A 13083-nucleotide genomic window follows, 5' to 3' on the forward strand; every position below is an offset into this window, starting at 1 on the left:
TGTATAAGAGACAGCCCACTGCGCCCCCTGCCCCGGGAACACCAGCACCTGCTTCCCCGTGGCTCTGTCGGCCGGGCCCGACACCACGTCGGCGACGGGTCCGCCTGCGGCGAAGGCGTGCAGGGCCGCGGCGGCGCGGTCGCGTTCGGCCGCCACGACCACGGCGCGGTGGTCGAGAGCCGCCCGCGTGGTCAGGAGCGCGAAACCTTCGTCCGAGACACCGTCTCCTGGACGGCCTGTGAGGAAGGACGCCAACCGGGTCGCCTGCGCCCGCAGCGCTTCGGGCGAGCGGGCCGAGAGCACCAGCGGAACCGTCGCCGGGCCGGGGGCGGCGGCGGGCTCGTCGGGCCGTGCGTCGGGGGCCTCCTCCAGGATCAGGTGGGCGTTGGTGCCGCTGACGCCGAACGACGACACCGCCGCCCGGCGGGGACGATCGGTCTCGGGCCACGGACGCGTCTCGGCCAGCGGCTCCACGGCCCCGGACGACCAGTCCACCCGCGAGCTGGGCTCGTCCAGGTGCAGGATGCGGGGCAGCTCGCCGTGCCGGAGCGCCAGCACCGTCTTGATCACGCCCGCGACTCCGGCGGCGGCCTGGGCGTGCCCGATGTTCGACTTCAGCGATCCCAGCAGCAGCGGGCGGTCGGCGGACCGGCCCTGGCCGTAGGTCGCCAGCAGCGCCTGCGCCTCGATCGGGTCCCCCAGCGTCGTCCCGGTGCCGTGCGCCTCGACCGCGTCGACGTCCGCGGCCGCGAGGCGCGCGTCCGCCAGCGCCCGCCGGATGACCCGCTCCTGCGCCGGTCCGCTCGGTGCGGTCAGGCCGTTGGACGCCCCGTCCTGGTTCACCGCCGAGCCCCGGATCACCGCCAGCACCTCACGGCCCGCGCGCCGCGCGTCCGACAGCCGCTCCAGGACCAGCACGCCGACCCCTTCTGACCAGGCCGTGCCGTCCGCCGCGTCGGCGAACGGCTTGCAGCGGCCGTCGGGGGCCAGCGCGCGCTGCCGGGAGAACTCGACGAACGAGCCGGGCTTGGCCATCACCGCGACGCCGCCCGCGAGCGCCAGCGCGCACTCGCCGTCGCGGAGCGCGCGGACCGCCAGATGCAGCGCGACCAGCGACGACGAGCACGCGGTGTCCACGGTGATCGCCGGGCCTTCGAGCCCCAGCGTGTAGGCCACGCGGCCCGACGCGACGCTGCCCGCGTTGCCCGTCCCGAGATAGCCCTCCAGACCGTCCGGGACCTCGCCGAGGCCGGTGGCGTAGTCATGGTGCATGACCCCGGTGAACACGCCGGCGTCCGAGCCCCGCAGCGAGGCCGGGTCGATGCCCGCCCGCTCGACGGCCTCCCACGAGGTCTCCAGCAGCAACCGCTGCTGCGGGTCCATCGCCAGCGCCTCGCGCGGGGAGATGCCGAACAGGCCCGCGTCGAACTCCCCGGCGTCGTACAGGAACCCGCCCGATCGGACGTAGGACGTCCCGGCGCGGCCGGGATCGGGGTCGTAGAGCCCGTCCAGGTCCCAGCCCCGGTCGTCCGGGAACGGGCCGATGGCGTCGCCCCCGTCCCTGACCAGCCGCCACAGGTCGTCGGGACCGGTCACCCCGCCCGGCAGCCGGCAGGCCATGGCGACGACGGCGATCGGCTCGCCGGAGCGGCCCCGGGACGGCTCGGCGACGGCGGCGGGTGCGTCGTCCCCGATCAGCAGCGCGCGGAGGCGCCGCGCCACCGCCGCCGGGGTCGGATGGTCGAACGCCAGAGTGACGGGCAGTTGCAGGCCGGTCCGGCCGATGAGGCGGGCGCGCAGCTCCACGGCGGTCGCCGAGGTGAGGCCGAGGTCCCGGAACGCCAGGTCGGCCGGGACGCTCTCGCCGTCCGGCGCGTCGTACAGCCCGGCGACCTCGGCGCGCACCAGGTCCGTCAGCAGCCGCTCCTGCCCGTCGCGGGAGAGGCCCTCGATGCGCTGCCGCAGCCGGGCGGACGCGGCGGCGTCGGGCGCGGCGGCGCTGACCGGCTCCGCGTCGCCGGGACTCGACGCCAGGGCGGTCAGCGCCGGATGCCCCGCCATGTGGGCGGCGTCGAACATGGCGGCGCTCTCCGCCGCGGTCAGCCGGCCGTCCAGGCTCAGCGACAGCGCGGGCAGTCCCCGCGCGGCCCGGTGGTGGGCGAGGGCGGCGAGGAACGCCCGCGCCGCCGCCTCGTCTACCCCGCCGGACGCGCCGGAAGCACCGGACGCGCCGGACTCGTCGTGAGACGCGGACAGCAGCACGAACGCGGACAGGTCCCGGCCGTCGCCGTCGGTCAGTTCGTGCAGGTTCAGCGCCCCGTCCGCCAGGGTCCGCGCGGCGCGTTCCGAGGCGCCGGGCGCGACCACCACCGCCAGGGGACCGGCGGGGAGGTCGGCCAGCAGCGCGGCCAGCGCGTCCCGGTCGGCGATGTCGCAGGCGGTCAGGGTCGCCTGGACGCCCCGTCCGGCCAGCTCGGCCCTGAGCGCGGCGGCGGCCGGATCGGCCTCGCCCCGGTCGCTGACGAGCAGCAGGCGGCGGGCGCCGTGCGCGGCGGCGAGGTGGCGGGCGGCACCGGCGCCGATCGGGCCGTCCGCGCCGGTGACCACCGCGGTGTGCGGGGCGCCGGGCAGCAGGGGGCTCCGCGACACCGCGCCCGCCGACACGCGCACGAGACGGGGACGCAGCGCGGCTCCGGAACGGATCGCCAGCTCGGGCTCGCCCGACAGCGCCGCCTCGGGCAGCCCCGCCGCGCTCTCCGGGTCCAGATCGACGAGGACGACGCGGCCGGGGTGCGCCGCCTGGAACGAGCGGACCACATCCCACACGGCCGCACCGGCCAGGTCGGGCACCTCGTCCCCGGGGGCGGCGGCGACCGCGCCCCGCGTCACGACGGCCAGCGTTCCCGCCGCGCCGGAATCGTCCTCCAGCCAGGCGCGGATCCGGCCGGTGAGCTCCCGCAGCGGCACGCCCGCCCCGCCCGCCAGGGTGGTGACGTCCGGCCGGTCCGCCGCCTCCGGCCCCGGGGACGGGACGGGCGACCAGTCGAGGCGGAAGAGGGAGTCGTGCCGGGCGGCGCCCACGGCGCGCAGCCGGGCGGGCCGCTCCAGCAGCGCGTGCCTGGTGATCTTCCCGGACGCGGTGCGCGGGATCTCCCCGACCTCGTACAGCTCCTCGGGCACCTTCGCGGCCGACAGCCGCTCCCGGCAGGCGGCCAGGGCCTCCTCGGGATCGAACCCGCCCGGGCCGGGCACCAGGTACCCGACCGGCACCTCGCCGAGGATCTCGTGCGGGCGGCCGGCCACCGCGGCGTCCGCGACCCCGGGGACGCCGCGCAGCACCTCCTCGACCTCGCCGGGGTGGATGTTCTCCCCGCCCCGGATGATCAGTTCCTTGATCCGGCCGGTGACGGTGAAGTACCCGGTCTCGTCGCGCCGGGCCAGGTCGCCGGTGCGGTACCAGCCGTCGCGGAAGGCCGCCTCGGTCGCGTCCGGCCGGTTGTGGTAGCCGAGCATGACGCTCGGCCCGCGCACCCAGACCTCGCCCTCCGCACCGGTGTCCACGTCCGTGCCGCGCTCGGGGTCCACGAGCCGCACGCCGAGGCCGGGCACGGGCAGGCCGCACGAGCCCTCGGGTCGGGCGCCCGCCGGCCAGTTGATCGTGATCGCCCCGCAGGTCTCGGTGCTGCCGTAGGCGTCCAGCAGCGGCGCCCCGAACGCCTCCTCGAACGAGCGGCGCAGCGCCGCCGTCGTGACCGCTCCCCCGACCAGGCACATCCGCAGGTCCGGCGCCTCGAACCGCTCCTCCCGGGCCGCCCGGACGAGATGGTGGTAGATCGTCGGCACCCCGGCCAGGAACGTGATCGCGTGCTCGCGCAGCGCGTCCCGGACGACATCGGCGGCGAACCCGTCCAGGATGTGCGCGGTCGCGCCGACCGCGGTCACGCCGAGGACGCAGGCGATGTGCGACAGGCTGTGGAACAGCGGCAGCGGCCACAGCACCCGGTCATCCGGCGACAGCCCCGGGATCGGGGCGTAGCAGGCCGCGACCGACCAGAGGCAGGACCGCTGCGTCGACAGCACGCCCTTCGGGCGGCCCGTCGTCCCCGAGGTGTAGAGCATCCAGGCGGGCGCGTCGAGCGGCAGATCGTCCCGGGCGGGGACCTCCGGGTCCGTCTCGGCCAGGGTCGCGTACGCGACCATCCCGGGCGGCGGCACGGCCGAGCCGACGACCACGATCCGCCGGTCCGCCGCACCCGGCAGCCGCCGCAGCCGTCCGGCCTGCGAGGCGTCGGCGATCACCACCCGGGCGCCGCTGTCGTCCAGCAGGTAGGCCAGTTCGGCGTCGGTGAGCCGTGGGTCGACCGGCACGCCGATCGCGGCGGCCCGGACGATCGCCAGGTAGCTCTCCACCGTCTCCACGCGGTTGCCGAGCAGGATGGCGGCGCGGTCCCCGGGTTGCAGGCGGAGCCCGGCCAGCCCCCCGGCGAGCCGCGCGGTGCGCCGCTCCAGCTCGGTATGGCTGACGCTCCGGCGGGCGTCCTGGAAGGCGACCTTGTCACCGAAACGCGCGGCGTTCGACCGCAGCAATTCGTGCAGGGGACGGATCAACTCAGCGCGCAGCATGGCCCAAGTCTTGCCAGGCCCAATCGAATTCGAGCCCCTTAGGTCCCCCCTATGCACCCCTATCCTCTTGTCCTGGGACATCCGCCCGGAAAGCCATAAGAAAACGGCTCCCGAAGGAATCGGGAACCGTTTTCGCGGGCTTCGGCAGAAGAGCTCAGAGGCGCGGCGAGTGGCGGCGCGGCGCGGTCATGGGGTCGCCTCCAGATCTCCCCGGGCGCCGGCCGGGAGCCGGGGGATCGCGGCGAGCAGCTCGCGGGTGTGGTCGGCGCGGGGCTCGGCGAAGACCCGCTCGACATCGCCGGTCTCCACGATCCGGCCGTCCCGCATCACCGCCACCCGGTCGCTGACCTGCCGGATCACGCCCAGGTGATGGGAGATGAACAGGTAGGCCACGCCGAGCTCCGCCTGGAGCCCGGCCAGCAGGTCCAGGACCTGCGCCTGCACCGACACGTCGAGGGCCGACACCGGCTCGTCGCACACGATGACGCGCGGGCCGGGCGCAAGGGCGCGGGCTATCGCGACGCGCTGCCGCTGCCCGCCGGACAGCAGCAGCGGACGGCGGTCGAGGACGGCCGCGTCCAGCCCGACCTGCTTCAGCAGCCGGACCGCCCGGGCGCGGCGCTCCCCGCGCGGCACCCCGCCCGCCGCCAGCGCCTCGTCCAGCACCCGGCGTACCGTGAACCGCGGGTCGAACGAGCTGAGCGGATCCTGGTAGACGACCTGGATCCGCGGCCGCAGCGCGCGCCGTTCGCGGCCGGACAGCCCGCGCCACGACCGGGAGTCCACGAGCACCTCGCCGCCGTCGGGTTCCAGCAGGCCGAGCACCATCCGGGCCGCGGTGGTCTTCCCCGAGCCCGACTCGCCCACCAGCCCCAGGGTCTCGCCCGCGCGGAGCTCGAACGAGACGTCCCGCACCGCGGGCCGTCCGCCGAACGTCTTGGACAGGCCGCGGGCCTCGATCACCACCTCGCCCGGCTCGCGGCGGTCCCGGCGGGCAGCACGGTCCCGGCCGCCCGCGCGGCCCGCCGAAACCGCCGGGACCGCCGGGACCGCGTCCAGCAGCGTGCGCGTGTAGGCGTGCCGGGGCACGGCCAGCACGTCGCGCGCCGGTCCCTCCTCGACGATCTCGCCGTCCTTCATGACCAGGACCCGGTCGGCCAGCTCGCCGACCACGGCGAGGTCGTGGCTGATCAGCAGCAGCGCCGTCCCGGCGCGGCGCCGCTCGTCCAGCAGCCGCAGGATCTGCGCCTGCACGGTGACGTCCAGGGCCGTGGTCGGCTCGTCGGCGATGAGCAGGGCCGGGTCGCAGGCGATCGCGGAGGCGATGAGGGCCCGCTGCCGCAGCCCGCCGGACAGCTGGTGCGGATACTGCGCCGCCCGCACCTCGGGCTCGGGCACCCCGACGGCGCGCAGCAGCTCCAGCACGCGGGCGGGACGGTCGGCGCGCGGCACGACGCGGTGCAGGCGCAGCGCCTCGGCGACCTCCTTGCCGACCGGTCGCAGCGGGTCGAGCGAGACCAGCGCGTCCTGGAGGACGTAGCCGACGCGGGAGCCGCGCACCGCGCGCCAGCGCCGGTCGTCATAGGCCGAGACGTCCTCGCCGTCGATCCGCAGCGCGCCGGCGCGGACGTCGGCGCCGTCGCCGGTGAGGCCGAGGAGGGTCCGGGCGGTGACGCTCTTGCCGGACCCGGACTCGCCCACGATCGCCACGCACTCGCCGGGACGGACCGCGAACGACACGCCCCGCACGGCCCGGATCGTCCCGAACGAGACGCTGAGGTCGGCGACCTCCACCAGGGGCCCGGTCATCCGGCCCTCCCCTCGGAGCGCCGCTGCAGCGCCCGGCCCACGGCGGTGATCGAGAGCACGGTCAGCGTGATGGCCAGGCCGGGGAAGACCGCGACCCACCAGGCGACCGCGAAGTAGTCGCGGCCCGCGGCGAGCATCGCGCCCCACTCGGGCGCCGGCGGCCTCGGGCCGAAGCCCAGGAAGCTCAGCGCGGACGCGGCGATCAGCGCGATGCCGACCTCCATGGCGGCCAGCACGGCCAGCGGCGCGAACGCGTTCGGCAGGATGTGCCGGGCGACGACCCGCGGCCGGGTCTGGCCCAGCGACTCGGCGGCCTCCACGTACTCCGACCGCCGCACGAGCATCGTCTGGACGCGGACCAGCCGCGCGTAGCCGGGCGCGGTGTAGACCGCGATGGCGTAGATGGTCGGCCCGGTGCCGGGGCCGGTGACGGCCAGGACGAGCAGCGCGAGCAGCATCGTCGGCAGCGACAGCACCATGTCCGCCAGCCGCATGACGATCTGGTCGAGGACCTGCCCGCCGAGCCCCGCGAGCAGGCCCAGCGCGGTGCCCGCGGCGACCGCGAGCGCGGTCGCGCCGAGCCCGGTCAGCAGCGACGGCCGCGCCCCGTACACGATGCGGGTCAGCACGTCGCGCCCGTTGGCGTCGGTGCCGAGCGGGTGGTCGCCGCCCGGTCCCTGGAGCGCCGACAGCGCGTCCGCGTCGCCGGGCGAGCCGTCGACCAGCAGGCCGGGGGCGAGCGCGGCGAGGACGACGAGGGCGAGGAAGAGCGCGGCGGCCCACAGCCCCGGCCGCGACACGCGCCCGGCCGCCGGTCGCCGCGCCGCGGCGAGCACCGTCACCGGGCACCCCGCAGCCGGGGGTCGATGACCAGGTAGAGCAGGTCGAGCGCGATGTTGACCAGCACGTACAACGTGGCGGTGACCAGCACGACGCCCATCACCACGGGCAGGTCCTTGCTCTCCACCGCGATGACCACGAGCCGCCCGAGCCCTTCCCGGGAGAAGACCTGCTCGGTGACGACCATGCCGCCCAGCAGCGCGCCGAACAGCCATCCGGCCAGCGTCACCACCGGGAGCAGGGCGTGCCGCAGCGCGTGCCGGAGCCGCACACCGCCGTCGGACATGCCGCGCGCCCGCACCGTGAGCACGAACGGCTGCTCCAGCGTCCGCTCCAGCCCCTCCCGCATGACCTGGGTGAGCAGCGCGGTCACCGGGATCGCCATGGCGACGGCCGGCAGCACCAGGCCGCTCGGCCCCGACCCGCCCGTCGCGGGGAACCAGCCGAGCTGGAACGAGAACACCGTCAGCAGCAGGATGCCCACCCAGAAGCCGGGCACCGACACCCCGACCAGCTCGATGCCCGAGGAGACCGCGCGGATCCAGCGGCCGCGGCGCGCGGTCAGCAGCGCCAGGACCGTGGCGGCGGCCAGCGCGAGCGCCATCCCGGCGAGGGTGAGCCGGAGCGAGGCGCCGAACTGCGAGCCGATCGCCTCGGCGACCGGCTGGTCCAGCCGGTAGGACCGGCCCAGGTCGCCGTGCAGGATCCGGTTCAGGAACGTCCCGTACTGCGCGAGCACCGGCCGGTCGAGGCCGTACTCGGCGACGATCTGGGCGCGCACCTCGGGGGTGACGTCGTTGGTCCCGGCGAGCGAGTCGATCACGTCGCCGGGGACGAGCTGGAGCGCGGCGAAGGAGGCCGTCACCGCGCCCCAGAGCACCAGCACCGAGGCCCCGAGGCGCACCAGCACGACGCGGACGACCCGCGCCGGAGGCCGCAGGCTCATCTGCCCGTCTTCCAGGCGTCGTAGAAGGTCGGGAACGCCTGGGCCTCCCAGCCGATGCCGCCGATCCGCTTGGAGTACCCCACCAGGTAGCTGGGGACGTAGACGGGGAACACCGCGGTCTGTTCGATCACCTTCCGCTGCACCTTGCCGTACAGGTCCGCGCGCGCCGCCGGGTCGTTGGTGTCCAGCGCCTTGGCGAGCCAGCCGTCCACCTCCTTGTCGGAGTAGCGGGCGAGGTTCTGGGTGAGCTTGCCGCCGTCGGAGATGCTCGCGGAGTCGAACAGGTTGCGCAGCGCGTCCGCGTCGGCGCGCTGCCAGCTGATGGCGGCGATGTCGTAGTCGCCCTTGCCGAAGCGGGCGATGTACTCGTTCACCGTGACGTTGTCGAGCCGCACCTCGAAGCCGGCCTTCTTGGCCTCCGCCTGGATCTGCTCGGCGAGCGTGCCGCGCTGCTCCCGGCCGAGGCCCTGCACGCCGAGCCAGCTGACGGTCAGCCGCCGGCCGTCCTTGGTGCGGTAGCCCTGCGCGTCGCGGGCGCTCCAGCCCGCTTCGTCCAGCAGCTTCGCGGCGGCGGCCGCGTCGTACTTCCACAGGGTCTCGGTCGTCTTGTCGTAGCCGGGGGTGCTGGGCGACAGCGGGCTCGCGGCCGGCTGGATGGCGCCGAAGTACAGCTTTCCGACGACGGTCTTGAAGTCGATGCCGTCGCGGAACGCGCGGCGGACGCGCACGTCGGTGAACGGCCCCCGCGTGGTGTTGGGGTAGTAGTTGTAGTTGCCGCCGGGGGCCTGCCGCTTGTCCAGGCGCAGCTTGGGGTTGCGCTGGAGCAGCTTGAGGTTGGACGGCGGCACGCTGGCGATGGCGTCCAGCTGGCCGCTGTTGAGCGCTCCGAACCGGACCGAATCGGACGCGAGGAGCTTGAACTCCAGCCGCGCGAGGTGCGCGGGACCGGTGTGCGCCGCGTTCTGCGGCCCCCAGTTGTAGTCGGGGTTGCGGCGGAACGCGATGCCCTGCCTCGGGGTGTACTTGTCGATGATGTAGGGCCCGGACCCGACGATCTGCCGCGCGAGCGCGTCGGGGCCCTTGCGGAGCTGGGTGGGCGACTGGATGCCGAAGAAGGCGGTGGACAGCGCCGCCAGGAACGGCGAGTGCGGCTTGGCGAAGGCCACCTTGGCCGTCCGCGCGTCCACGACGGTGGTGCCCTGGTACGGCCTGATCTGGCCGGCGGCCATCTGCGACTTGGTGCGCGGATCGGCGATGTGGTCGAGGTTGGCCTTGACGGCGGCCGCGTCGAACGGGGTGCCGTCGCTGAACTTCACCCCCTCCCGCAGCTTGAAGGTGTAGGTCTTGCGGTCCGGTGAGATCGTCCAGGACGACGCGAGCCAGGGGTGGATCCGTCCCTGGGTGTCGAGCGAGACCAGCGAGTCGAGGACGGGCCGGGCGTAGAGCGCGGTGACGTCCTGGGGGCTCTTGTGCGGATCGAGGTCGATCGGCTCGCCGTCGACGCCGTACACGAGCGTGCCGCCCTCGACGGGACGGCCGGAGTCCGCGGCGGCCTCCCCGCCGGAACCGCCGGAACCGCCGCACCCGGCGAGGGCGAGCGCGCCCGCCAGCAGGATCCCGGGGACCAGCGGTCTGCGCGTCATGGACAGCGTCGCGGCCATGCCTCACGTCTCCTTATTCAACTGACTTGGTAGGAATAGTATGTTTTACGCCCGGGATTTTCCATCGGGGACGGCCGATCCGATGGAACGCGACAGCGCGGGCACGCCGGACGCCCCCCACAGCGCCGGCAGGTCCGACGGCCGCCTCAGCACCGCGTCCGGGCGCTCGGCCAGCAGGGCCGCCTCGTCGTCCACGCCCCACAGCGCCGCCACGGCCGTCACGCCCGCGCCGCGCGCGCTGGCCAGGTCGGTGACCGCGTCCCCGACCATCAGCGCCCGCTCCGCCGGGACGCCCAGCAGGTCCAGCGCGCGCACCACGATGTCGGGCGCGGGCTTGGGCCGGGCGATCTCGTCCGAGCCGATCACGTACCGGAACCGGCCGAGCAGGCCCAGCCGGTCCAGCAGCGACCGGGCGCGCGGCCCGCTCTTGCCGGTCGCCACCGCCAGCCGCACCCCGTCCCGGTCCAGCCCGGCCAGCAGCTCCGGGACGCCGTCGAAGACGTTCACCCGGTCCGCCAGCTGGTAGCTCTCCCGGACGAAGGGCTCCTCCATCTCCAGCGGCAGGTCCATGATCCGCATGATGTCGGGGAAGTAGCGGCCGAGATGGCGGCTGTACTCCTCGAACGGGGCGGGCCCGCCGCCCACGACCTCGGCGTAGGCGATCGCGAACGCCTCGCGCATCACCCCGAAGCTGTCCACCAGGACCCCGTCGAGATCGAAGACGACCGCCTCCGGCGCACGTTCAACCGGCACCCTGCACCTCCGGGACGAGGGCCGCCCGCCGGGCCGCGCGAGCGGAGCCGTAGAGTCGCTCGATGACCGCGATCGTCCGGCGGGCGCCGCCGATCGCCGCGCCCCGTCCGGCGGGGTCGGCGAGCAGCGCGGGCAGCTCGTCGAGCTGCCGGGAGTACTCCGCGCCGACGGGTTCCACGGGCAGCGGCACCGGCACCGTCGTCCCGTGCCGCGTCCGCGTCAGCACCGACTCGGCCTGCCGGTTCGAGCTGAACCCGAACGTGCACGTCAGCTCGGCCGTCCCGGACACGCTCTCCACGGTGAAGCGCGTCACGTCCCGGGCCTGGTGGGACGCCCAGCTCGCGCGCAGCGACACCGAGACGCCGTCCTCGGTCACCAGGAAGCCCCGGGCGGTGTCCTCCACGTCGCCGGTCCCCGGGGCCTCCGCGTCCGCGTCGCCGCGCCACTGCGCCCGCAGGTAGCCCGCGTTGACGAAGTCGGCCGAGACCGCGCCCGCGACCTGCTCGAACACGGCCGTGCCCAGCATCGGCCCGACCGTGTCGAGCAGGTGCCAGCCGAGGTCGACCAGCGCCCCGCCGCCCGACCGGCTCCGGTCGGTGAACCAGCCGCCCGCACCCGGTACCCCGCGCGCCCGGACCCACGCCACGTCCACGTGCCGGATCGGGCCCAGCTCCGCCGCGAGCGCGTACAGCGCCCGGACGTCGGCGCGGTAGGGAGCGGCGCTGCCCGCCAGCAGGATCGCGCCGCCCGCGCTCTCGGCGGCCGAGAGCCTCTCGGCCTCCGTCACGTTCAGGCACACCGGCTTCTCCACGAAGACCGGCACGCCGCGCTCCAGCAGCCGGGCCGCCACCGGGGCGTGCAGGTGGTTGGGCGCCGCGACGACGGCCAGGTCCACCTCGCCGCGCTCCAACTCGTCCAGGTCGGCCAGCACGCGGGGCACGCCCTGCCCGCCGATCGCGTCGCGCGCGGCCGGATCGGGATCGACGGCCGCGACCACCTCGTACGCGGGATGACCGGCCAGCCGGGGCAGCCAGATCGACCGCCCCGCCCAGCCACACCCCACCAACGCGGTCCGAACCGTGGCCCCGCTCTCGTCTCCCCGAGGGGGGACGACCCCCCGCAGCCCCCCGCGCTCGCTTCGCTCGCTCTCGTCTCCCCGAGGGGGGACGACCCCCCGCAACCCCCCGGACTCGCTTCGCTCGCTCATATGGACTCCAGCGCAGCCGCGACGATCTCCGGGATGCGCCGTACCTCGTCCTCGGCGGCCAGCAGCGTGCGGTGGTGCAGCCACACGCCCTCGGTGGTGAGCGCCTCGCTGTTGGGGCACCGCTCCGCCAGCGCCTCCACGGTGGTGTCCGGCGCGCCGGTCTCCCAGAAGCCGTCCGTCCGGTAGACGGCGCGGAACACCGCGAACGCGGGCAGGCCGCGGCGGACCAGCTCGTCCACCAGCGCGTTGCGCCGCTCCTCGCCGATGCCCGGCACCCGGAACATCGCCATGTAGTGCGGGATGCGCGTGGCCCGCGCGTCGCGGCCCTGCGGCACCACGCCCGGGATCCCGGCGAGCAGCTCGCGCAGGACGGGCGCCCGTTCCTCCCGGGTGGCGACCTGCTCGTCCAGCCTCCCGAGCTGGGCGCGCAGAACGCTCGCGGTGAACTCGTTCATCCGGAAGTTCGACCCGGAGGTCTTGTGGAAGTACCCGCGGTCGGACGGCGGCCGCCCGCAGCTGTGCCGCAGGAAGCCCTGGTCCCAGCCGTCCCGGTCGGGGAAGATCACCAGGCCGCCCTCGCCGGCGGTCATGAGCTTGCCGTTCTGGAAGCTGAACGCGGCGACCGAGCCCAGCTCGCCTACCTTGCGTCCCGCCCACTCCGCGCCGTGCGCGTGCGCGGCGTCCTGCACGATCGGGACGCCGCTGGCGGCGGACAGCTTGTCCAGCGCGTCCATGTCGGCGATGTGCCCGGCCATGTGCACCGGCATGATCGCCTTGGTGCGCGGGGTGAGCGCCGCCTCCACCGCCGCCACGTCCACGCAGTAGGTGTCGCTGTCCACGTCCACCGGCACCGCGACGGCGCCGAGCCGCTGCGCCGCCTGCGAGGACGAGATGAACGTGAACGCCGGGACGATCACCTCGTCGCCCGGCCCGACCCCGGCCACCTGGAGGGCCAGTTCGAGTGCGTGCGTTCCGTTGGTGACCGCGAGCGCGTACCCGCCGCCGTGGTGGGCGGCGAACTCCCGCTCGAACTCGTCCACCTCACTGCCGCCGATGCGCCACCACTGCCCCTGTTCCAGGGCGCGCACCAGGCCGGTTCGTTCCTCGTCTCCGTATTGGGGCCATTCAGGGAAAACCGGAGGCGTCCCTGGAGTCGTCATAGTCCCTCTTCCATTGGCGAAGCCCGTATCGGCACGCTAATGAGCGGGACAGAAAGCCGTCACCCCCTAACCACCCCCCTACAC

General features: G+C 75.0%; 8 protein-coding genes. All 8 read right to left on the bottom strand.

From position 1 onward, the window contains the following. On the bottom strand, positions 1-4623 hold a 4623-nt coding region (locus E1298_RS34350), incomplete at its 3' end, for a beta-ketoacyl synthase N-terminal-like domain-containing protein (RefSeq protein WP_131900799.1). A 186-nt stretch (positions 4624-4809) separates the two neighbouring features. Further along, a complete protein-coding gene (locus E1298_RS34355) occupies positions 4810-6432 on the bottom strand; it encodes a dipeptide ABC transporter ATP-binding protein (RefSeq protein WP_131900800.1) in 1623 nt (540 codons plus the stop codon). Beyond that, positions 6429-7274, bottom strand: coding sequence for an ABC transporter permease (locus E1298_RS34360; RefSeq protein ID WP_165975816.1), 846 nt, complete (start codon positions 7272-7274; stop codon positions 6429-6431). Before E1298_RS34360 ends, E1298_RS34355 begins: the two co-directional genes overlap by 4 nt. Next, positions 7271-8218 (bottom strand): ABC transporter permease, encoded by a 948-nt coding sequence (locus tag E1298_RS34365; RefSeq protein ID WP_131900801.1) that lies wholly within the window; start codon positions 8216-8218, stop codon positions 7271-7273. The genes E1298_RS34360 and E1298_RS34365 overlap by 4 nt, the downstream gene beginning before the upstream one ends. Next, a complete protein-coding gene (locus tag E1298_RS34370; RefSeq protein WP_243725980.1) occupies positions 8215-9879 on the bottom strand; it encodes an ABC transporter substrate-binding protein in 1665 nt (554 codons plus the stop codon). The genes E1298_RS34365 and E1298_RS34370 overlap by 4 nt, the downstream gene beginning before the upstream one ends. Before the next feature lie 45 nt (positions 9880-9924). Further along, positions 9925-10632 (bottom strand): HAD-IA family hydrolase, encoded by a 708-nt coding sequence (locus tag E1298_RS34375; RefSeq protein WP_131900802.1) that lies wholly within the window; start codon positions 10630-10632, stop codon positions 9925-9927. After that, complete coding sequence (locus E1298_RS34380; RefSeq protein ID WP_243725981.1) at positions 10622-11695, bottom strand: Gfo/Idh/MocA family protein; 1074 nt, start codon at positions 11693-11695, stop codon at positions 10622-10624. Before E1298_RS34380 ends, E1298_RS34375 begins: the two co-directional genes overlap by 11 nt. 140 nt (positions 11696-11835) lie before the next feature. Beyond that, positions 11836-12999: a DegT/DnrJ/EryC1/StrS family aminotransferase gene (locus E1298_RS34385; RefSeq protein ID WP_131900804.1), complete on the bottom strand. Its 1164-nt coding sequence runs from the start codon at positions 12997-12999 to the stop codon at positions 11836-11838. Positions 13000-13083 lie beyond the last annotated feature (84 nt).

It is taken from the genome of Actinomadura rubrisoli (assembly GCF_004349215.1).
GTDB classification, from domain to species: Bacteria; Actinomycetota; Actinomycetes; order Streptosporangiales; family Streptosporangiaceae; genus Spirillospora; species Spirillospora rubrisoli.